This window comes from Bradyrhizobium sp. WSM471 (assembly GCF_000244915.1).
GTDB lineage: Bacteria > Pseudomonadota > Alphaproteobacteria > Rhizobiales > Xanthobacteraceae > Bradyrhizobium.
On the sequence record NZ_CM001442.1, the window covers coordinates 6687472 to 6708759 of the forward strand.

Consider the following 21288-nt stretch of genomic DNA (forward strand, 5'->3'; position numbering starts at 1 on the left):
CGCGCTGGGGGCAGGGCGTCGGGTTTTTGATAATCACTGTGAGGGACGACGCGCCGGGATCGGCGCGCCGTCGGCGGCCCGGATCGGCATCATCGTTCCGGCGGCTGGACGCCCGGCTTCAGTCCACATCGGCAGACGTCGTTAGTCCTTGAGCGCGGTGACCACGACCTCGATCAGCGCGCTGCCGCCGAGATCGGCGACGCCGACGGTGGCGCGGGTCGGCAGATTGTCGCCGAAGAACTCGGTCCAGACCGCGTCCATCTCCTTCTTCTTCGAAAGGTCGGTGACGAAGATCGAGGTGCTCACGACGCGCGACTTGTCGGTGCCCGCTTCCTTCAGATAGCCCGCGATCTTGCCGAGGATGTTGCGGGTCTGCTCGCCCATCGACAGCGAAGTGTCGTCGGCGATGGTGCCGCCAATGAAGACGAAGCCGTTGGCTTCGACGGCGCGGTGCATGATGGGCGTGCGGATGCTGCGGGTAATGCTCATGATGTCCTCTTGATGCTAGAGCGTGGAAGGATGGAAACGGTCGATGCCGAGATCGCCGATGCGGGTTTGGGTGCCGCCGTTGACGATCAGCTCCGCCATGACGGCGCCGGCGCCGGGGCCGAGCTGGAAACCGTGCAGCGAGAAGCCGAACTGGTGATAGAGGCCCTTGTGGCGGCTGCTCGGCCCGAACACGGGCAGATCGTCCTTCGTCTTGGCCTCGATGCCGGCCCAGGCCCGCATGATCGTCGCATCGCGCATCACAGGAAACAGCTCGAACACGGTGCGCGCGCTGGTCGCGAGGCTCTTCCAGTCCAGCACCGTCTCGTTGCGGTCCCGGTACGGCGTTGCCAGATGACCGCCGCCGATCAGCACGGTGCCGTTCTTGAATTGCTTGAAGGACAGTTTGCGCCCGCGCAGGATCACGACGGGGTCGATGAAATGCGGCACGCGCGAGGTGATCATCAGCATCGGCGCCACGGTTTCGACCGGAACGGGCTCACCGAGCGCGGCTGCGATGGTCCCGGCCCAGGCGCCGGCGGCATTGACGAGCACCGGCGCGGCAAAGCTCTCCGCGCCGACGTCGACGTGCCAGAGGCCATCGGTGCGCCTGATATTCGTGGCGGCAATACCCTCGCGCACGGTCGCACCGAGCTGCCCGGCCTTGCGCCGGAACGCCGTCGTTGCCTGCGCGGGATTGGCCGCACCGTCGCGGCGCGAGACCACGCCGCCGGGACAGCTCTCGGCGACCGCAGGCACGAGGCGTCGCAACTCGGCCGCATCGATCAGCTCCTCGTGGGTGAAGCCGAGCGCGTTGAGCTCGGCCACACGTGCGCGGCAGACCGCGAGTTCCTCCTCGTTCTCTGCGACGAGGACCTGGCCATAGCTCTCAAAGCTGCAATCGTCGTCGAGGAGATCGGTGATCTTCTCCCAGATTCCCATCGAGCGGATCGAGAGCGGGATTTCGGGGATGTGCCGCGCAAGCTGGCGCACGCCGCCGGCGTTGACGCCCGAGGCATGCCGGCCGGCATAGTCCTTCTCGATCAGCACCGGCTTCAGGCCGGCAAGGCACAGATGCAGCGCAGTCGAGCACCCGTGGATGCCGCCGCCGACGACTATCGCATCCACGTTTTTCGTCATCCGCGCACCACCGCCTTGATGTCGTCTTCGCTCTTCGGAACCGCGGCAAGCTCGGCGAGCGTGATCGGCTTGACCGGCGCGCGCAGCCGGTAATAGCCGATCTCCTGCGGGCTCTTGCCCCGCGCCTGCGCCATCAGCTCGGAGACGGTGAGGCCGCAGAGCCGGCCCTGGCACGGACCCATGCCGGTGCGGCGATAGGCCTTGAGCTGGTTCGGCCCGGTCGCGCCGATCGCGACGGCGTCGAGAATGTCCTTTGCGGTGACCTCCTCGCAGCGACAGACGATGGTGTCGCCCGCGGGAATGCGAAACTGCGGCGCCGGGCGAAACAGCGTGTCGAGGAAGACACGGCCACGCTCGGCCTTGGCGAGATCGGCGCGGAGGCTCGCCATTGCTGGAAGCTTCGCGGCGGCCGGGGGCGCCAACGCTTCCACTGCCGCGCGCGCCGCGATGCGGCCGCGCACCACGGCTGCATTCGCGCCGCCGATGCCGGCGCCGTCGCCGGCGATCGCAATGCCGGCGACCGATGAACTGCCGCTGGCATCGAGCACCGGAGACCAGCACAATTGCAGATCATCCCAGCGATGCTCGATTCCGGCCGCCATCGCCAGATTGACATTGGGCACGACGCCCTGGTGCAGCAGCAAGAGATCCGCAAGGACGGTCTCGCGCTTGCCGCCGGCGACATAGCTCACGCTCGCGAGCTGGCCGTCGCCGGATGCCGAAAGCTCGGTGACGCCGGACACGACCTGCACCTTCGCCTTCACTTCGCGCATCATCGAGAGGCCCTTGGCGAAATACGGCGAGGTCAGGAAAGCAAAGGCGTGGGGAAGAGCCGCGAAGTAATTGCCGCGCTCGGTGGTGTCGAGAATGCGATCGATGCGACCGCCGAGACGCAAGATCTGCGCGGCGAGCAGCCAGAGCAGCGGCCCCTGCCCCGCGATCACCGTGCGTCCGTCAGGCACCAGGGCCGACGATTTCAGCATCGTCTGCGCCGCGCCCGCGGTCATCACGCCCGGCAGCGTCCAGCCGGGAATCGGAAACGGCCGTTCCAGCGCACCGGTCGCGAGGATCACGCGCCTGGCCTTGACGAAGGCGGACGCACCGCCGACCGAGACGGCGATGTCGAGATTGCGGTCGAGGCTCCAGACGGTGGCACGGTGGATGACCTCGGCGTCGCTCGCGCGCAGCGCCTGCACGAGTTCGGTGCCTACCCAATAGTCCTCACCGAGCTGTTTGCGGTCGGTCACGGGCGTCGAGGCGATGGCACGAAACACTTGGCCGCCCGGGCCGATATTCTCGTCGAGCAGTAGCGTCGACAGGCCGGCTTCGGCGGATGTCGCGGCGGCGGCGAGGCCGGCGGGGCCGGCACCGATCACCACCACATCATAATCTTCGCGCTTGGGAGCCATAATCATTTTCCGATCTCCCGCTTGCCCTTCTGGATCTCGATCTGCATGCCTTCAGTGACCGGCACCAGGCAGCCCTGTCGGTTGCCGACGCCATCGATGGTGACGAGACAATCGAAGCACACGCCCATCATGCAATAGGGCAAACGCGGCGCGCCGCTCACCGCGGTCGAACGGCGTGCATCGCAGCTCGAGGCCAGCAGCGCCGCGGAGACGGTGTCGCCCTGCCGCGCGGCGACGGCAACGCCATCGACGAAGATTTGCACCGGCGGCCGTTTGTCCTGTTCGGATCGTTTGAACATCTGGGCTCCTTCAATATCCCTAGTAGCCGCTATTGTTCGCAGCGCCCGCGCCGCCGAAACGGCTGGCCGAGAACGCGCCGACCAGCTCCGGCTCGAGCGAACCTTGCGCGACCATGCGCGCGATCTCGAAAGCGTGGTTGGAGGCGAGCGTCACGCCGGAATGGCAGCAGGCGACGAAGGCGCCGGGATGCGTTTCCGACTGGTCGTAGATCGGAAAGCCGTCCTGCGGCATGACGCGGATGCCGGCCCAGCTCCTGACCACATTGAGCCGCGCGAGATGCGGAAACATGCGCTGGGCGCGATCCGTCATCACGGCGCTGATCGAATGCTTCAGCGTGCGGTCGTCGAGCTCGTCTTCCTTGCTGTCGCCGATCATCACCGTGCCCTCATCGGTCTGGCGGATCGTGGTCAGCGGGTGCGGCAGAAACGGCATGGTGCGCTCGGTCACCACGATCTGGCCGCGGGTCGGGCCCATCGGAGCGGTGAGACCGACCATCGGCGCCAGCGTCTGGTTGGCATTGCCGGCGGCGAGCACGATCTTGGCGGCACGGAGCTCGCCCTGCGGCGTTATCAGGCGGAATTCGCCGCCGTTCTGGCTGATCGACGAGACCGGGCGCTCCGGAAGATAATCGATGCCGAATGCCCTGAAGCCGGTGTGGAACGCACGAAACGTGCGCAGCGAATTGACGTGACCGTCGAGTGGACAAAAGCTGCCGCCGGAGACTTCAGGCCCGATCAGCGGCAGCACCTTCTTGACCTCGGACGCCGGCAGCATCTCCATCTTGTAGTCGGCAGCGCCCGTCTGGTTGTGCATGCGCTTGACCAGCTCAGTGCGCTGGCCGAATTCGTCTTCGCCGAGCGTGAGATGAAAGCCGCCATTCTGCTGAAGCGAGACGTCGAGGCCGGTCTGCTGCTTCAGCTCGGACGCGAGCCGGCTCCATGCCTGTGACGCCTGCACGGTCCACACCGTATAGGCCGGCATGCCGAGGCCCTTGCTCTGCACCCAGACCAGCGCAAAGTTGGCACGCGAGGCACGCTTGGTGATGTCGCCTTCGTCGAGCACGGCGACGCGCTTGCCGAGCCGGCCGAGGCCCCAGGCGATGGCGGAGCCGAGCAATCCGCCGCCGACGACGGCGACGTCGTAATCTGTTCGCATGGATTCTCCTATCGCCCCGTATCGCCCTTGCCGGCGAGCACGCGATCGAGCCCGTAGAAGCGGTCGAGCAGAATGAGGGCGGTCATGGTGATCGCGATCACGCAGGCAGAGACCGACGTCACCAGCGGATCGATGTTGTCCTGGATGTACAAAAACATGCGCACCGGCAATGTTTCGGTGCCGGGTGCCGCGAGGAAGACGGTCATGGTGAGATCGTCGAAGGACTGGATGAAGGCGAGCGCCCAGCCGCTGATGACGCCGGGCAGGATCAGCGGCAGCGTCACGCGGCGGAACAGCGTCCAGCCGCCGGCGCCGAGCGAGACCGCGGCCATCTCGACCGAAAGATCCATGCCGGTGGCCGCCGCCAGCGTCAGCCGCAGCGCGAACGGAAACACGATGATGACATGCGCGATGATCAGCGCGGCGAAGCTGCCGCCGAGGCCAGCCGAGGTGAAGAAGCGCAGGAAGGCGATGCCGAGCACGACATGCGGGATCATCAGCGGCGACAGGAACAACGCCGCCAATGTGTCACGACCGCGAAACCGATAGCGCGCGATCGCCAGCGCCGCAGGGACCGCGAACAGCAGCGCCACGAAAGAGGATAGTGCGCCAAGGCCAAGGCTGACCCAGAAAGCATGGATGAATTCGGGATAGTTGGCGATCGCCCTGAACCAGCGCAGCGAAAAGCCGTTGGTCGGCAGCGACAGGAAGCCTTCTGGCGTGAACGCGACGAGGCAGACGACGAGGATCGGCGCCACCATGACGATGACGAAGATGGTGTGGAAGATCAGCGCGAGCGGCCCGTTCCGGCTCATCGGAACACCTCCGCGTAACGGCGCTCGATCAGCGCGTTGCTGCCGACGACAATCAGCACCAGCGCGGCCAGCAGCAGCGTGGCAACCGCCGCACCCAGCGGCCAGTTCAGCGTGTTGAGGAATTCGTCATAAGCGAGCGTCGCCGCGACCTTGAGTCGGCGGCCGCCGATGATGGCGGGCGTCGCAAACGCACTGGCCGAGAGCGAGAACACGATGATCGCCCCCGACAGCACGCCCGGCATGATCTGCGGCATGATGATGCGGCGGATGATGGTCACAGGGGCGGCGCCGAGCGACATCGCGGCATTCTCGATCTGCGGATCGAGACGCTGCAGCGCCGCCCACACCGACAGCACCATGAACGGCATCATCACGTGCGCAAGCGCGACAACCATACCGGTTTCGGTGAACATGAAGGGGATAGGCGCGCGGATCAGCCCGGCCGACATCAGCAGCTTGTTGACGAGCCCGTTGTTGCCGCCGAACAGCAGCGCCCAGCCGAGCGTCCTCGCCACCACGGAAATCAGCAGCGGCCCCAGGATGACCAGCAGGAAAACGCTCTTCCAGCGTCCGCTCATGCGGTTGAGGATGTAGGCCTCGGGCGCACCGAGCAGTGCGGTGAGCAGCGTGGTCAGGATCGCGATGCGAAACGTCCGCCAGAACATCTCGGCGTAATAGGGATCGGTTACGATCTCGCGCCAGTTCTTGAGGATGAAGACGGGCTCGATGCCCTTGTACTGGCCCCAATCGTGGAACGACAGCATCACGGTCATTGCCAGCGGAATCAGGAGCACGCCGAAGAACAACATCAAGGCGGGCGCGGTCAGCGCCCAGGGCGTGCGTGCGTTTCGTTCCTCGGCGGAAGCGCTCATGCGACGCCTCTCACGCCCATGTCCTCCGGCCTCCAGGTGAGGTGAACTGCCTCGCCTTCGACCGGCTGCGACCGGCCGTCATTCTGGCGGATTACGGTCGCCGGGCCGCATTCGCTCTCGCACTGGTACAGCCAGTGATTGCCCTGGAAGATGCGCGTGACGATCTTTGCGCTGAGGCCTGCGTCGCCAAAGTCGATCCGCTCGGGGCGAATGCTGACGGTGACAGGACCGCTGCGCCCGGCAGGCGCAGGCGCGCTCCACGAGCCGGCGATCAATCGCGCAGGCGCACTGGTCTGATCGATCGTCGCGGCAAAGTCGTTGGTCTTGCCCAAGAATTGCGAGACGAAGGCCGAGGCCGGCTTCTCATAGGTCTCCTGCGGCGTGCCGATCTGCTCGATCCGGCCCTGGCTCATCACCACGATGCGGTCGGACAGCGACATCGCCTCGTTCTGGTCGTGGGTGACGAGGATCGTGGTGGTGCCGATGGTGCGCTGGATCTGGCGCAGCTCGATCTGCATCTCCTCGCGCAGCTTGGCGTCGAGATTGGACAGCGGCTCGTCGAGCAGCAGCACGCTCGGCTTGATCACCAGCGCGCGCGCCAGCGCCACGCGCTGCTGCTGGCCGCCGGACATGCGGCGTGGATGACGCTCCTCGTAGCCGGCAAGCCCGACCATCGCGAGCGCGGCGCGGACGCGCTCGGTCCGTTCGCCGCGCGGCACATTGCGCATCTCGAGGCCGAAGGCGACATTCTCGGCCGCGGTCATGTGCGGAAACAGCGCGTAGCTCTGGAACACGATCCCGAGCCCGCGTTTGGCCGGATGGATCGCAGTCAGATCCTTGCCTTCCAACCGGATCGCGCCGCGGGTGGGATCGAGGAAGCCCGCGATCATTTGCAGGGTCGTCGTCTTGCCGCAGCCGGAGGGACCGAGGAAGGAGATGAACTCTCCCTTCCCCACCGCGAGACTGAAGTCGTCGACAACAGTCTGCGCTCCGAATTGCTTGGCGACCCCTTCGAGCTCGAGATAGGCCATCATACTGACTCCGGTATGACCGATCAGCGCTCGACCTCGCGATTCCAGCGCTTGGTCCATTCCTCGCGCTTCTCGTTGATGACGGTCCAGTCCGGATTATAGAGCTTTGCCGCGCGCTCGCCGATCGGCGCCATCTTGCCGAGCTCGGGCGGGATCACCAGCGATTTCAGCACCGGGCCGTAGCCGTAATCCTTCAGCATCACGAGCTGGATCTTGGGTTCGAGCAGCATCTTGACGAAGCTGGACGCAAGCGGCGAGGCGTTCGGCTTGGTGATCGGACAGGCGGTCGTCAGCAGCGTCGCGGCGCCTTCCTTCGGGTAGACGAAGTCGACGGGAAAACCGGTATTGGCAAAGCTCTGCACGCGGCCCGTGCCCCACACCGCGATCACGGCCTGGCCGGACTGAAACAGCTCGGTCATCTTGCCCGGCGACGGCTCATAGGCGAGCACGTTCGGATTGATCTGCTCCTTGAAGATCTTGAAGCCGGAATCGACATTGGACTCGCCGCCGCCATTCATCTTCGACAGCATCACCAGCGCTTCGAGACCATAGGTGTTGTTGATCGGCGGGATCACGAGCTGCTTGGCGTATTTCGTGTCCTTCAAATCGTTCCAGGAGGTCGGCGGCGCCCAGCCCTTCTCCGCAAACACCTTGGTGTTGTACATCAGACCGGTCGCGACGATGCCGATGGCGACCGCACGATCGTCCTTGAAGCGCGCGGTGTCGTAGAGATCGGCCGGCAGGCCCTCGAGCTTGCCGCAGAAGCCGAGCTGGATCGCCTGGTACATCGGGCCGTCGTCGACGATGGCGACGTCGATCTGCTGGTTGCCCTTCTGCGCCTGGAGCTTTGCCAGCGTGTCGGTAGAGTTGCCGGCGACGTACTCGACCTTGACGCCGTTCTCCTTCTCGAAGGCCGGGATCACCTCGTCGCGGATGGTCTTCTCGAACGAGCCGCCATAGCCGGCGACATAGAGCGTCTTTTGCTGGGCCGTGGCGACCGACGGGGCGGCGATAAGCGCCGCGATGCTGACCGCTGTCAGAAGGCGAAAAGTCTTCATGTGGTCCGATCTCCATACCGGGATGAGGTGATGTGCCGACGAGTCTCGCTGGCCGAAGCGCGTTGCCGCATTTCCTTCCGCGCAAATCCCTCTCTGATCAGGGCTCCGGCCCCTGCTTGGCGGGTTTGGCGCGATCTGGAGGTTCGAACCCCTCCAATCTGCCGGAAAAGCGGGCTGTCTCCAGTCCTGATGAAAAAGATTGCAAACCCAAGCTTCCATCGTCCAATGAATAATGGCACCCTTTGCATGCCTAAATGTTATGAATGGAATTGAGGATGGCACGGATCAATTCGCGGCAGGTCGAGGCCTTCCGGGCCACAATGCTGACCGGCAGCGTGACCGAGGCGGCGGCGCTGATGACGGTGACGCAGCCGGCGGTCAGCCGGTTGCTGCGCGACCTCCAGGCGCTGTTGAAGATGGAGCTGTTCGAGCGGCGCGGCACCGGCCTCGTGCCGACCGCTGCGGCCATGGCACTCTACACCGAAGTCGAGCGCTCCTTCGTCGGCCTCGAACGCATCACCGCGGCAGCCGAAGAAATTCGCGGCCGCCGCACCGGCTCGCTGCGGATCGCGGCACTTCCAGCACTGTCGAATGGCTATTTGCCGCGGCTCACCGGGCACTTCCTGAAGGAGCGGCCGAACCTCAACCTCGCTTTCTTCGGCGTGATCTCGCCGATCGTGGTCGATTGGGTGCTGAACAACCAGTGCGACGTCGGCTTTGCCGAGGTGCCGATCGCGCATTCGGGCTTGCCGAGCCAGAAGCTGCCAGCGCCGGCCCGCGTCGCGGTGCTGCCGACCGGTCATCGCCTCGCGGAAAAGGAAGTGCTGGAGCCCCGCGATTTCGAGGGCGAGACCTTCATCTCGTTGTCGGCGGGATCATCAAGCCGGCATCTCGTCGACCAGGTCTTCCATCGCCACGATGTCCGCCGCGTGCTCAGGGTCGAGACCACGCTGTCGGAGATCATGTGCGGCATGGTATCGTCGGGACTTGGCGTCGCCATCTGCGATCCCTTCACCGCGCAGGAATTTTCGACCCGCGGCATCGTCGTGCGCCGCTTCCTGCCTCGCATCGACTTCGAATTCTCGGCGGTCTTTCCAGCGCAGCGCAGCCCCTCGCCGGTGGCGCTGGATCTGGTGGAGACCATGCGCAAGTCGCTCGCCGAATTCGACGACTAGCCAAGAACGTTTTGAGTTCAATCGATCTCGCCGCGGGCTCGCTGCAACCTCTCCCGCTTGCGGGGGAGGTCGGCGCGAAGCGCCGGGTGGGGGCTCTCTCCTCATCGGGAGTGTCCCCGTGTGGAGAGAGCCCTCTCCCGCAAGCGGGAGAGGGAGCGCACCACCTTCGTGGCTCCAGGAGACCCCTCAACCGTTGAACGCCGCCTGCGCCTCGGACAGGTCCCAGATCTTGCCGATCGCAGCGGTGCCCGCCGCCGTGATCGCCGCCTCGTCGGCGCCAAGATAGCGGCCGGCATCGATCAGCATGCGGCCGTCGACCATGACCTGATCGATATTGGCGCGATTGGCGAGCGCGATCAGCGCGCGGCGCGGATCGAACAGCGGCTGAAGATGCGGATGGGTGAGATCGACGATCGTGAGGTCGGCGGTCGCACCGGGCTCGATCCGGCCGAGGTCGGGCCGCTTGATGACATCGGCGGCGATTGCCGTGTTCGCCTCGATCAACTCGGGCGAGCTCGCGACATCGGCGCGCGCCGAGGTGATCTTGGAGATCAGCGATGCCGCATTGAGCTCGCCGAGCAGGTCCATGTTGTAGCCGTCGGTGCCGACCACGGTGCGAACGCCGTGCTCCGCAAACCGGCTGAATGCGGCAGTGACGCCGGCGCGCGCAAACACGCGCGGGCAGTTGAGAACCGTCATGCCGCGCGCGGCCATCAGCTTGAGATCGTCGTCGGTGCTGAACATGCAGTGCGCCGCCATCAGATCGGGCGCCAGCAGGCCTAGCCAGTCGAGATATTGCGCCGGCGTGCGGCCGCCATAGCGCTTGCCGATGGTCTCGACCTCGGCGCGGCTCTGCGCCATATGCGTCGTGATGGGAACGCCAAGCTCGCGCGCCCGCGCGGCGCAGGCCTTCAGCAGATCGGGGCCGCAGGTATCGGTCGCATGCGGGCTCATCGCAAGGCCGATGCGGCCATCGCCGCGATTATTCCAGCGCTGATAGAGCGCATCCCACGTCGCCATGTCGGCGGTCCCGTCATCGCCGGAATAGTGCACGACCCCATCGGGTCCGGCCTTGGCGTCCGACGTCGAAAACAGATAGGGCGCGCCGTAGAAACGGATGCCCATCTCCTCGGCCGCGCCGAACATCTCCGGGATCGAGTTGCGGAACGGCTCCATCACCGTGGTGGCGCCGCCCTTCAGGAGTTGAAGGATGCCGAGCCGCGCGACTGCCATGCGCTCTTCCGCCGACAAGATATCTGCGCCGCGCTTGGTCAGCGGCAAAAGCACCGTGTAGACGATGCTCTGGTTGTTCTTGCGACCATTGCCGTCCTCGGTGTGGCTGCGCGCCACCGCCTCAGAGAAGCAGTGATTATGCAGATTCAGCAGGCCCGGGAGAACGAAACGGCCGGGACGGTCATGCACCTCGTCCGCGCGCGGCTTGTCGCGCGTGACCGCGGCGATCGTCTTGCCTTCGATCAGGACCCAGTGGTCGCGCAACACGTCCTGCGCGCCGTCCTTGCGTGACAGCACATAGCTGCCGAAGATTGCGATCGTGCTCATGCGGGGCGTACGTTCCAGAAGACGGCGGTGCCGTCGAGAATGCCGGTGATGGCTTTGCGATAGGCGGTCGGCTGCTTGTACAGGCCGATCGGAATATAGGGGATTTCCTGAAACGCCACCGCCTGGATCTCGCGGCAGATGCGCTGCTGCTCGGCGAGCTCGGAGGCCGCGAGCCATTGGCTGCGCAGGCCGGCCATCTTCTCGCTCGCATACCAGCCGGCGACCTTGCCCTCGCCACGGATGTTGGTGTTGCCGGCCGGATTGAGCCAGTCGATGCCCTGCCAGTTGCCGACCGCCGCGCTCCAGCCGCCCTGCGGAAGCGGATCCTTCTTGAGCTGGCGCTGCAACACCACGGCGAAATCGAGCCCGGCATATTCGACGTTCATGCCGGCCTTCCGCAGACTGTCGACGGCGATCTCGCCAAGCGGCTTCTGCGCCAGCGAGTTGGTGGGGACGAGCACCACGATCTTCTCACCATTGTAGCCCGCGGCCTTGAGATCGGCCTTCACCTTGGCGTAGTCACGCGGGCCGCGGAACACATCGAGGCCGACCTCGCTCGCCATCGGCGTATTCGGCGCGAAATAGCCGATGGGAGAGACCTGAAAGTTCGGATCGGTACCGGCCACCGCGGTCATGAAGGCGGATTGATCGATCGCCCCCAGCAGCGCGCGGCGAACGGCAGGGTTGTCGAACGGCGGCTGAAGATGATTGAGGCGCAGCATGCAGGCATAACCTCGGGGATCGAGCACGCGCGTCTCGATGTCGCCGGCCGCCTTGATGATCGGCAGCAGGTCGTGCGGCGTGGTCTCCTGCCAGTCCTGCTCGCCGGTCTGCAGCGCGGCGACGCCGGTGCCGGCATCGGGCGTGGTGGTCCAGACCACCCGATCGTAATGCACGATCTTCGGACCCGCGGTCCAATCCGGCTTGCCGTCGCCGCGCGGCTGATAGCGTTCGAATTTGGCATAGGCATTGCGCGCGCCCTGCACACGCTCGTCGGCGAGATAGCGGAACGGGCCGCTGCCGATCACTTCGGTCAGCGGCTTGAACGGATCCTGGCTCGCCAGCCGCTCCGGCATCATGAAGCACGCGTTGATCGCGGCCTTGCCGAGCGCCTGCGGTAGCAGCGGGAACGGACGCTTTAGGCGGAAGCGGATGGTGCGGTCGTCGGTGGCCGACAGCTCGTCCGTCGCCTCCATCAGTTCGCCGCCAAAGCCGTCGCGCGCGGCCCAGCGGCGGATGCTGGCAACGCAGTCCCGCGCAAGGACGCGCTCGCCGTCGTGCCAGAACAGGCCGTCGCGCAACGTCAGATCCCACTGGAGTTGGTCACCGGAGATGGCGTGGCCCGACAGCATCTGCGGCGAGACTTGCAGGGAGGAGCTCATGCCATAGAGCGTGTCGTAGACCATGAAGCCGTGGTTTCGCGACACCTGTGCCGTGGAATAGATGGGATCGACGAAGGCGAGGTCGATCACGGGAATGAAGCGCAGCGTGGTCTGGGATTCGGCGCGCAGGATGCCCGGGAATGACAGCGCCGGTACAGCGGCTGCGGCCTTGAGGAGCGAACGGCGAGAGACGGGCATTGCAAGAGGCTCCTGAAGGATCTTACGTGTTCAACAAAATGGCACCGATCGCAGCGGCCACCGCCTGCTGCGCAGGCTCGACCACGGGCACACCGATGGCCTCCGCAATCGCCGCGCGATGCGAGGCCATGCCGGCGCAGCCCAACACCACGACATCGGCACGGCATTGCGAGACCAGCGCGCGGCCGGCTTCGATCAACCGTCCGCGGATGTCCGCGCCCGCCGTCTCCGCCGCGCTCGCGCCGACCGACCAGCTTCCGGCATAACGGCTATCGACGCCCATCAGCCGCACCATGCGCTGCTGGCGGCGGATGCTCGAGGGCGACAGCGCGATGATTCCGAAGCGCTCGCCCAGCATCAGCGCACGAAAGATGCCGCACTCGGCGATGCCCATCACCGGGCGCCCGCCGGCTGCCTCGCGCACCGCATGCAGGCCGGGATCACTGAAGCAGGCGAGCACGAAGGCATCCGCCTCGTCGCGCATGACGCGATTGACCAGCGGCATGACGACGCTGTCGGCGTCGCGTTGCGAGCTGATGCCGGGCGGCCCCTCGGCAAGACCGACGACCTCGATTTGGGGTCCGCCGACGATGCGCAGCGGCGCGACGGCGTCATCGATTGCCGCCGTCACCGATGCGGAGGAGTTGGGGTTGATGACGAGGATGCGGGTCATGGCGTGGCTCAGCTTTTTCCGGCCTCGTGGCGCAGGAAGTTGGCCGCGATCTTCTCGCCGGTCGTGATCCAGACATCCGGGCACGACTTCGCGTAAGTCAGGAACTCACGCAGCAGGCGCAGCCGCATCGGTCGGCCGCTGCATTGCGGATGCAGCACGGTCGTCACCATCGCGCCCCAGTCGCGGACTTCGTCAAGCTCGTCCTTCCAGATCGAAAGCACATGCTCCTTGGGGAAAATTGAGCGCGGACTGAAGCGCGCGGACAGACCGTGCATCCAGTCGTCATAGCTTGCGGTCACCGGCAGCTCGATCGTGCCCGGCTTGCCGTCGGCGAGACGATGGCGGTAAGGCCGCACGTCGTCGCGAAACGAGGAGGTGTAGACGATGCCGTGGCGCACCAACCCCACCCGCAGCTCCTCGGTGAACTCGCCGTAGGGCGCGCGGTAGCCGGTCGGCTTGACGCCAAGCCGGCGCTTGAGCGCCTCGAAGCCGCGCTCAAGCTCCTCCTCGATCCAGGGATCGCCGGGATCGGGAAGGAGATGGTGATAACCGTGGTGGCCGATCTCGTGACCGGCCTTGAGAATGGCCTCGGCCATCGCCGGATGCGCGTCGACCGACCATCCCGTGACGAAGAAGGTCGCCTTGAGATCCAGCTGGTCGAGCAGCTCCAGGAGCTTCGGCGTGCCGACGCGCGCCTCATAGCCGCCATAGCTCATGGTGATGAGCCGCTGCGCATGCATCGCGTCCTTGCTGGTCCAGGCGCTCTCCGCGTCCACGTCGAACGACAGGAACATCGCCGAATTGTACGGCTTCGGCCAGGGGTATTCCGGCGCAGGATCCGCGGTGTTGGCTGGGGTGAGCGGAATGCTCTGGAGTGCCTTACTGTCCAGCATTGATGGTCGCCTTTTCGAGTGCGTTGTCAGTCAGTTTCCACTTGGCCAGCAGCGTACGATAGGTGCCGTCCGCGATCAGCGCATCGACCGCCTCCAGCATGGCTTGCTGCAGCGCCTTTTCCTTGACCGGCAGAGCGATGCCGGTGAATTGCTGCGCAATGGGCTCGCCCACAGTCGCATAGGTGCCGGGCTCGAGGTCCATGATGTAGGGCAGCGTCTCGTTGCCCTGGGCGGCGGCATCGATGCGGCCCTGCCTCAGCTGGGTGCGGGCGTCGGCCGATCCGTCGGTGCCGACGAACTGGATCGGATTGGTACCGCAATTCTTCTCGCTCCAGGCCGCGATCTGGGCCGGGAACATGGTGCGGCGGCTGGCGCCGACCTTCTTGCCGCAGAGCGCGGCCGCGTCCTTGAACTCCGCCTTGCGCGACTGCTGCACGAAGAACTGCGGACCGCTGCGCAAATAATCGACGAAGGACGCGATCTCGTGCCGGCTGGCATAGTCCGTGAAGCCGGACAGGATGGCGTCCACCCGCCCGGTCGAGATCGACGGCATGAACTCGGCAAAGCTGGTCTCCTGCCATTCGATCTTGACGCCGAGCTTGCGGCCGATGGCCTCGCCGAGATCGACGTCGAAACCGGACAACGCGTTGGTGGCGGGATCGCGGAACTCCATCGGCGGATAGTTCGGCACCAGCGCGACCTTGATGCTGCCGCGCTTGGCGATCTCCGCCGGCAGCTCGACTGCCATGACCGGAGCGCTCATGGCGCCCACGAGTGCTGCCGTAACCAGAAGTCTCTTCATCGATACGCCCCCATTCAGATCACTGCCGAAAGAAATGCCCTGGTGCGCTCCTCGCGCGGCGCGCCCAAGACGTCGGATGCGCGCCCCTGCTCGATGATCGCGCCCTGGTCCATGTAGACGACGCGGTCGGCGACCTCGCGCGCGAAGCCGAGCTCGTGCGTCACGACCATCATGGTCATGCCGCTCCGCGCCAGCTCCTTCATGACCGCCAAGACCTCGCCGACGAGCTCGGGATCGAGCGCGCTGGTCGGCTCGTCGAACAACATCAGCATCGGCTTCATGGCAAGCGCGCGGGCAATCGCGACGCGCTGCTGCTGGCCGCCGGAGAGCTGGGCGGGATACGAGTCGGCTTTGGCCGACAATCCGACGCGCCGCAGCAGCTCGATCGCCTCCGCACGCACCTCGTCGGATTTTCGGCCCTGAACCTGGAGCGGACCCTCGGTGATGTTTTCGAGCGCGGTCTTGTGCGGAAACAGGTTGAAACGCTGGAACACCATGCCGGTCTTCAGCCGCTGCCGCCCGATTTCGCGCTCGGCGAGGCGATGGAGCCGCCCGCCCTTCTCGCGCACGCCCAGGAGCTCGCCGTCGAGCCAGATGCCGCCACTGTCGATCGCGGCGAGCTGGTTAATGCAGCGGAGCAGCGTGGTCTTGCCGGAGCCGGAGGCGCCGATCAGACACATCACCTCGCCGGGCCGGACATCGAGCGTGACGTTTTTGAGAGCCTGAAATTCGCCAAAACTCTTGCTGACGGAGCGGATCGCGACGAGGGGTTTTGTCATCGTGACAGCCGCAATGTGCCGCGCGCAAAACGGCGTTCGAGCAGCATCTGGAGCGGCGTCAGCACCGAGACGACGAGCAGGTACCAGAGCCCGGCGACGATCAGGAGCTCGATCACGCGCGAATTGGCGTAGTAGATGTTTTCGGCGTTGTGCAGCAGTTCCGGATACTGGATGACGCTGGCGAGCGAGGTCGCCTTCACCATGCCGATGAACTCGTTGCCGAGCGGCGGGATCACCACCCGCATCGCCTGCGGCAGAACGATCCGGCGCAACGCACGCAAGCGTCCCATGCCGATCGCCTGCGCCGCCTCATATTGCCCGATATCGACCGACAGCATGCCCGCGCGCATCACTTCCGACGTATAGGCGCCCTGGTTGATGCCGAGCCCGAGCAGCGCGGCAAGGAACGGCGTCATGACGTCGACGGCGCGCGCGCTCCAAAGGCCGGGAATGCCGATGGTCGGAAACACCAGCGCAAGATTGAACCACAGCAGCAGCTGCAGGATCAGCGGCGTGCCGCGAAACAGCCAGGTATAGCCAGCGGCGACGGTCTTCAGCACCGGGTTGGGCGACAGCCGCATGACCGCGACGACCACGCCGAGGAAGATGCCGAGCGCCATCGCGAGCACCGCCATCACCATGGTGTTGACGATGCCTTCCAGAATGACCTTCGCGGTCAGGAAGCGGCTGACATAGGCCCATTCGATCTGGCCGCCCGCAAAAGCGCGCACGATCAAGGCGAGCACAAAAACGATCAGCGCTGCGCTGAGCCAGCGAAACCAGTGCGGCTCGCGCGCGATCCGCATCCCCGACAGATCGGGAAAACCCTCCGCGAGTGCCGGTACCGTCTTCATTGCGGCGCCGCGTTCAGCATGGGCTTCTCGACTGCGTTGGCGCCGAGACCCCATTTGTCGAGGACAGCCTTGTAGGAGCCGTCGGCGATCATGGCGGTGAGCTTCTCGGTCACCACCTCACGAAGCGCCGCATCGTCCTTGCGGAACATGATGCCCTGATATCCTTTGGCAAAAGGCTCGCCGATCACGCGGTATTTGCCCGCTTCCTGCGTCTGCGCGTAAGGCAGGGTTTCGCTGCCCTGTACGGCGGCGTCGATGCGGCCCTGCTTGAGCTGGTTGCGAACGTCGATCGAGTTCTCGCCCGGCACGTACTGGATCGCCGGCTTGCCGGCCGGCTCGCAATTTTGCTTGCTCCACTTCTCGATCTCGACCGGGAAGCTGGTGCTGCGGGTAGTGCCGACCTTCTTGCCGCAGAGATCGGTGGCGACCTTGGCTTCGTTCTCCGCCATCACGAAGAACTGCGGGCCGGTCCCGAGATAATCGACGAAATCCGCGGTCTCGCGCCGCGAGGCGCGATCGGAGATGCCGGAAATGATGAAATCGGCGCGCCTGGTCTGGAGCGACGGGATCAATTCGGCGAACGGCGTCTCGCTCCAGACGATCTTCACGCCGAGACGCTTGGCGAGCTCGTTCGCCAGATCGACATCGAGCCCGACGAGCTCATTCGTCGCGGGATCGCGATATTCCATCGGCGCGTAAGTGGAGTTGACCGTGAGCTTCAACGCGCCCGCCTGCTTGATCTCCGCCGGGAGCTCCGCCGCCTGCGCGGACATCACGGCAGCCAACGCTGCGAACCCGAGGAAATGCGAGAGGCGTGTCATGTCAGCTCCTTTGCCAACGTTGTTGGAACGTCCTGTCAGTCTGCGTCGAGAACCGCGGGTTCGATCACGCCGGCACGTTCGGTGATCACCCTGTATTGCTCCGGCCGCCGGTGGGCGGCGAAGTTGAACATCTTGTCCTTGCCCTGGCGGCAGAGGTCGAGATCGATGTCGGCGACGATCACCTCGTCAGTCAGCGTTGCGGCCTGCGCGACGATGCGGCCATTGGGATCAACGATGCAGGAGCCGCCGATCAGCCCGGAGCCGTCCTCCTCGCCTGCCTTCGCCACCGAGATCGCCCAGGTCGCGTTCATGTAGGCGTTGGCCTGCGTCACCAGCGTGGAGTGGAAGGTGCGCAAGGAGGCATCCTCCGTGCTGCCGCCATTGGGATCATAGGCCGCGGAATTGTAGCCGATGCAGACAAGCTCGACGCCCTGCAGGCCAAGCACGCGCCAGGATTCCGGCCAGCGGCGATCGTTGCAGATCATCATGCCCATGATGGCGTGGGCCCAGGCCGAGCCGGCGCGGAAGGCGGGAAAGCCGAGGTCGCCATAGTCGAAATAGCGTTTCTCGAGCTGCTGGTAGCGCGCACCTTGTCGCGGCTCGACCGAGCCCGGCAGATGCACCTTGCGATAGCGGCCGAGCAGCTCGCCGTCGCGATCGACCAGGATGGCGCAATTGTAGCGGCGTCCATCCGGCGTCAGCTCGGCATATCCGACATAGAAGCCGACGCGCAGCGCACGCGCACGGTCGAACAAGGCGGCGACGTTCGGGTTCGGCATCCCGCGTTCGAAATAATGGTCGAGCGACTCGCCTTCGAGCAGCCAACGCGGAAAGAATGTGGTGAAGGCAAGCTCGGGAAACACCACGAGGCTGGCGCCGCGGCCGGCCGCCTCCTCCAGCAGCGCAAGCATCCGCGACAGCGTATGCTCGCGCGTATCGGCTTTTTGCGTCGGCCCCATCTGTGCGGCGGCGGCGCGAAGGACACGAACCAAGACTGCCTCCAATCTGTGCGCAGTGCCGCCTCAATGGGCGAATGAACCCCTTGATGCGACGTGCAAATCCGCTGCCATTACGCGGAAGCGGGGCTGCAAAATCAATTCGTTCTGCTATGATGTTTTGGCCCAGAGTATAATCGGCAGTGATATGAACCTGCGCCAGCTCGAGATTCTCCGCGCCGTCATCCGCCACCGCACCACCGTTGCGGCTGCCGACGAACTGGCGCTGTCGCAGCCCGCCGTCAGCAACGCGCTGAAGACGATGGAGGCGCAGGCGGGTTTTGCGCTATTCGAACGCGTCAACAACCGGCTGTTTCCGACCACGGAAGCGATGGCGCTCTACAAGGAGAGCGAGGCGATCTTCGCGCTGCACGCAAAGCTCGAGAACCGCGTGCGCGATCTGCGCGAGAACCGCTCCGGGCATCTCGCGCTGGTCGCGACGCCGCCGCTCGCCTACAGCATCATCCCCTCGGCGCTGTCAGGCTTCCTGCGCCGACGCCCGGAGACGCGGGTGTTCTTCGACGTGCGACGCTACGAGGGCATCATCGAAGGCGTGCTCAACCGCGTCGCCGAGCTCGGCTTTGCGCTCGGGCTGACACATCATCCAGGCATCGCCCATGAGGTGGTGCACACCGGCGAGATGGTCTGCGTGCTGCCGCCGCAGCATCCGCTCGCCGACCGGCCGGTGATCTCGGCCGCGGACCTGTCTGGCCTGCCCTTCATCGGGCTCGAGCGCGGCACGCGGCTTGGTGAGGCCGTGCGCGACAGTTTCGCACGCGCCGGCGCGCCGTTCCAGCCGACCGTCGAGGTGCGCTACTGCAACACGGCCTGCGTGCTCGCCGCCGCCGGCGTCGGCGCCGCGGTGGTCGATCCCTTCTCGCCGCGGCAGAACGGCGGGACCGGCCTCGTCGTACGGCCGTTCGCGCCGACAACGCACGCGGTGGCCTATATGCTATGGTCGGAAGCCGAGCCGCTGTCGCGCCTGGCCAAGGCGTTTCTCAACGAGGTCCGTAAAGAGAGTGCGCTGCTGGAGCGCACAGCGCCACACCAGCAACATGGAGCAGGAAGCGACGAGGCTTGACCTTGACCAGAGGGCACATGGCACGCATCACCATCATCGAGACCGGGCAGGTCCCACAAAAATATCGCGAGCGCCACGGTTCGTTCCCGGACATGTTCGAACGCATGGTCCGCGCCGAGGATCCGACGGCCACGATCGACATCGTCAGCATCCCGAATGGCGAAGCGCTTCCCGACCCGCGCAGTTTGGGGGCGGTGCTGATCACCGGCGCGGCGGCCGGCGTCTATGACGGGCTCGACTGGATCGCACCGCTGGAGGATTTCGTCCGCACCGCCTATGCGAACAAGACGCCCATGGTCGGCATCTGCTTCGGTCATCAGTTGATCGCGCAGGCGCTCGGCGGCACCGTGCGCAAATCGGAGAAGGGCTGGGGCATCGGCCGGCACGTCTATCAGGTGCTGCCGGACAACGGCGTCGTCGACGGCGAAGCGGTCGCCATCGCCTGCTCGCATCAGGACCAGGTGATTGAGCCGCCAAACGATGCGCTGACGATTCTCTCCTCCGACTTCACCCCGCATGCCGGCCTGCTCTACGCCAACGGCGCAACGCTCACCGTGCAGCCGCATCCGGAGTTCGACGTGGAGTTTGCGCAAGTGTGCTGCGAGCTGCGCGACGGCAAAGCGCCGGACGATGTCGTTGCAACCGCGAGGAAGTCACTGGCGCAGCCGATGGACCACGCCAAACTCGGAGGCGCGATTACGCGGTTTCTGGCGCGCAAATCCATCCCCTCATCCTGAGGAGCGCGCTCTCGCGCGCGTCTCGAAGGATAGAGGCCCGGATGCGGCAACGGGGGCCTGCATGGTTCGAGACGCCGCTTCGCGGCTCCTCACCATGAGGGGTGACAGTTGTGTCTCGGCTCAGAAAGGATCCGTCCCCAACCCCGCCACGTCCGCAGGCCTCGGCCCCGGCGCCGGCCATTGAAACCGTCGGTCCTTCTCCGCGATCGCGATGTCGTTGATCGAGGCTTCGCGCCGCCGCATCAGGCCGTGCTCGTCGAACTCCCACTGCTCGTTGCCGTAGGAGCGGTACCAGTGGCCGCTCGCGTCGTGCCATTCGTACTGGAAGCGCACGGCGATCCGGTTTTCGTCGAACGCCCAGAGGTCCTTGATCAGGCGGTAGTCGTGCTCCTTCCCCCATTTGCGGGTGAGGAATGCGACGATGGCTTCACGCCCCTGAAAAACCTCGGAGCGATTGCGCCAGCGGCTGTCCTCGGTATAGGCGAGCGACACGCGCACCGGGTCGCGCGAATTCCAGGCATCCTCGGCCATGCGGGCCTTCTGCGCTGCGGTCTCACGGGTAAAGGGCGGAAGCGGCGGGCGCGACATGATGGCCTCATCGGTTGGCGGGAGTGCAATCTATCGCCGCGCGCGGGGGAGTCGAGAGGCCGTCCGCTATCGCCCGATCACGAAATCAGATCAGCCTTCATCAAGGCGCGGATCGACTTCGGGATCGGCTGGGCGCGGCCGCCGCTGATGAAGGCGACACGCACCTCGGCTTTCACCAGCACGTTTTCCCCGCGCCGCACCTCCTGCGCCAGCACGATGGACGCACCCTTCACGGCGACCGGCCAGGTCACGACATCGAGCACGTCATCCATCCGGGCAGGCTTGAGGAAATCGAGATGCATCGAACGCACCACGAAGGCAAAGCTTGCGTCTTCCGTCTCGGCCTGCTCGAACAGCGCCTGCTGTTCGGCACCCATCAGTCGCAGATGGTTGGTCCGTCCGCGCTCCATGAAGCGCAAATAGTTGGCGTGATAGACGATGCCGGAAAACTCTGGTTTGACGATATCGCAACAGAATACCAACT

23 protein-coding genes are annotated in these 21288 nt (G+C 65.4%); 3 read left to right on the top strand and 20 right to left on the bottom strand.

The window, feature by feature from the left end; genetic code table 11:
• Positions 1-141: 141 nt before the first annotated feature.
• The 9 genes from BRA471DRAFT_RS30500 to BRA471DRAFT_RS30540 are packed head-to-tail and all read right to left on the bottom strand — an operon-like array spanning position 142 to position 8266.
• Complete coding sequence (locus BRA471DRAFT_RS30500; RefSeq protein WP_007614340.1) at positions 142-489, bottom strand: RidA family protein; 348 nt, start codon at positions 487-489, stop codon at positions 142-144.
• A 15-nt stretch (positions 490-504) separates the two neighbouring features.
• On the bottom strand, positions 505-1626 hold the full coding sequence (locus tag BRA471DRAFT_RS30505; RefSeq protein ID WP_007614342.1) for an FAD-binding oxidoreductase: 1122 nt from the start codon (positions 1624-1626) through the stop codon (positions 505-507).
• Positions 1623-3041 (bottom strand): NAD(P)/FAD-dependent oxidoreductase, encoded by a 1419-nt coding sequence (locus tag BRA471DRAFT_RS30510; RefSeq protein ID WP_007614344.1) that lies wholly within the window; start codon positions 3039-3041, stop codon positions 1623-1625. Before BRA471DRAFT_RS30510 ends, BRA471DRAFT_RS30505 begins: the two co-directional genes overlap by 4 nt.
• On the bottom strand, positions 3038-3334 hold the full coding sequence (locus BRA471DRAFT_RS30515; RefSeq protein ID WP_007614350.1) for a (2Fe-2S)-binding protein: 297 nt from the start codon (positions 3332-3334) through the stop codon (positions 3038-3040). The genes BRA471DRAFT_RS30510 and BRA471DRAFT_RS30515 overlap by 4 nt, the downstream gene beginning before the upstream one ends.
• A 19-nt stretch (positions 3335-3353) precedes the next feature.
• Complete coding sequence (locus BRA471DRAFT_RS30520; protein WP_007614352.1) at positions 3354-4490, bottom strand: FAD-binding oxidoreductase; 1137 nt, start codon at positions 4488-4490, stop codon at positions 3354-3356.
• A gap of 8 nt (positions 4491-4498) precedes the next feature.
• Positions 4499-5305, bottom strand: a complete 807-nt coding sequence (locus BRA471DRAFT_RS30525) for an ABC transporter permease (RefSeq protein WP_007614354.1) — start codon at positions 5303-5305, stop codon at positions 4499-4501.
• A complete protein-coding gene (locus BRA471DRAFT_RS30530; protein ID WP_007614356.1) occupies positions 5302-6177 on the bottom strand; it encodes an ABC transporter permease in 876 nt (291 codons plus the stop codon). The genes BRA471DRAFT_RS30525 and BRA471DRAFT_RS30530 overlap by 4 nt, the downstream gene beginning before the upstream one ends.
• Positions 6174-7208: an ABC transporter ATP-binding protein gene (locus BRA471DRAFT_RS30535; RefSeq protein WP_007614358.1), complete on the bottom strand. Its 1035-nt coding sequence runs from the start codon at positions 7206-7208 to the stop codon at positions 6174-6176. Before BRA471DRAFT_RS30535 ends, BRA471DRAFT_RS30530 begins: the two co-directional genes overlap by 4 nt.
• A gap of 23 nt (positions 7209-7231) precedes the next feature.
• Positions 7232-8266 (bottom strand): ABC transporter substrate-binding protein, encoded by a 1035-nt coding sequence (locus BRA471DRAFT_RS30540; RefSeq protein ID WP_007614359.1) that lies wholly within the window; start codon positions 8264-8266, stop codon positions 7232-7234.
• Between the two features lie 275 nt (positions 8267-8541).
• On the opposite strand from BRA471DRAFT_RS30540, the gene BRA471DRAFT_RS30545 reads away from it, so the two are divergent.
• Positions 8542-9441: a LysR substrate-binding domain-containing protein gene (locus BRA471DRAFT_RS30545; protein ID WP_007614361.1), complete on the top strand. Its 900-nt coding sequence runs from the start codon at positions 8542-8544 to the stop codon at positions 9439-9441.
• A gap of 186 nt (positions 9442-9627) precedes the next feature.
• On the opposite strand, the gene BRA471DRAFT_RS30550 is transcribed toward BRA471DRAFT_RS30545, so the two are convergent.
• From BRA471DRAFT_RS30550 to BRA471DRAFT_RS30590, 9 genes are read right to left on the bottom strand one after another with little or no spacing between them, the layout of a single operon-like run.
• Entirely contained in the window at positions 9628-11001 is a 1374-nt protein-coding gene (locus tag BRA471DRAFT_RS30550) for an amidohydrolase family protein (protein ID WP_007614363.1), read from the bottom strand.
• A complete protein-coding gene (locus tag BRA471DRAFT_RS30555; RefSeq protein WP_007614365.1) occupies positions 10998-12581 on the bottom strand; it encodes an ABC transporter substrate-binding protein in 1584 nt (527 codons plus the stop codon). The genes BRA471DRAFT_RS30550 and BRA471DRAFT_RS30555 overlap by 4 nt, the downstream gene beginning before the upstream one ends.
• Positions 12582-12603: 22 nt before the next feature.
• On the bottom strand, positions 12604-13254 hold the full coding sequence (locus tag BRA471DRAFT_RS30560) for an aspartate/glutamate racemase family protein (RefSeq protein ID WP_007614367.1): 651 nt from the start codon (positions 13252-13254) through the stop codon (positions 12604-12606).
• Positions 13255-13262: 8 nt separating this feature from the next.
• The gene (locus BRA471DRAFT_RS30565) at positions 13263-14147 is read right to left on the bottom strand and encodes a polysaccharide deacetylase (protein ID WP_007614368.1); all 885 of its coding nucleotides are present in this window, start codon (positions 14145-14147) and stop codon (positions 13263-13265) included.
• A complete protein-coding gene (locus BRA471DRAFT_RS30570; RefSeq protein WP_007614370.1) occupies positions 14134-14949 on the bottom strand; it encodes an ABC transporter substrate-binding protein in 816 nt (271 codons plus the stop codon). Before BRA471DRAFT_RS30570 ends, BRA471DRAFT_RS30565 begins: the two co-directional genes overlap by 14 nt.
• A gap of 14 nt (positions 14950-14963) precedes the next feature.
• Positions 14964-15728: an amino acid ABC transporter ATP-binding protein gene (locus BRA471DRAFT_RS30575; protein ID WP_007614372.1), complete on the bottom strand. Its 765-nt coding sequence runs from the start codon at positions 15726-15728 to the stop codon at positions 14964-14966.
• Complete coding sequence (locus BRA471DRAFT_RS30580; protein WP_007614377.1) at positions 15725-16582, bottom strand: amino acid ABC transporter permease; 858 nt, start codon at positions 16580-16582, stop codon at positions 15725-15727. The genes BRA471DRAFT_RS30575 and BRA471DRAFT_RS30580 overlap by 4 nt, the downstream gene beginning before the upstream one ends.
• On the bottom strand, positions 16579-17403 hold the full coding sequence (locus BRA471DRAFT_RS30585) for an ABC transporter substrate-binding protein (protein ID WP_007614379.1): 825 nt from the start codon (positions 17401-17403) through the stop codon (positions 16579-16581). Before BRA471DRAFT_RS30585 ends, BRA471DRAFT_RS30580 begins: the two co-directional genes overlap by 4 nt.
• Before the next feature lie 35 nt (positions 17404-17438).
• A complete protein-coding gene (locus BRA471DRAFT_RS30590; RefSeq protein WP_007614391.1) occupies positions 17439-18395 on the bottom strand; it encodes an N-carbamoyl-D-amino-acid hydrolase in 957 nt (318 codons plus the stop codon).
• A gap of 151 nt (positions 18396-18546) precedes the next feature.
• Between BRA471DRAFT_RS30590 and BRA471DRAFT_RS30595 the strand changes: the two genes are divergently transcribed.
• Both BRA471DRAFT_RS30595 and BRA471DRAFT_RS30600 read left to right on the top strand, forming a co-directional pair.
• The gene (locus BRA471DRAFT_RS30595; protein ID WP_007614399.1) at positions 18547-19479 is read left to right on the top strand and encodes a LysR family transcriptional regulator; all 933 of its coding nucleotides are present in this window, start codon (positions 18547-18549) and stop codon (positions 19477-19479) included.
• 17 nt (positions 19480-19496) lie between these two features.
• Positions 19497-20216 (top strand): type 1 glutamine amidotransferase, encoded by a 720-nt coding sequence (locus BRA471DRAFT_RS30600; protein WP_007614401.1) that lies wholly within the window; start codon positions 19497-19499, stop codon positions 20214-20216.
• 120 nt (positions 20217-20336) lie between these two features.
• Here BRA471DRAFT_RS30600 and BRA471DRAFT_RS30605 read toward each other — a convergent pair whose 3' ends face one another.
• Entirely contained in the window at positions 20337-20804 is a 468-nt protein-coding gene (locus BRA471DRAFT_RS30605; protein ID WP_007614403.1) for a nuclear transport factor 2 family protein, read from the bottom strand.
• Between the two features lie 77 nt (positions 20805-20881).
• On the bottom strand, positions 20882-21286 hold the full coding sequence (locus BRA471DRAFT_RS30610) for a YbgC/FadM family acyl-CoA thioesterase (protein ID WP_231170991.1): 405 nt from the start codon (positions 21284-21286) through the stop codon (positions 20882-20884).
• Between the last annotated feature and the right edge of the window lie 2 nt (positions 21287-21288).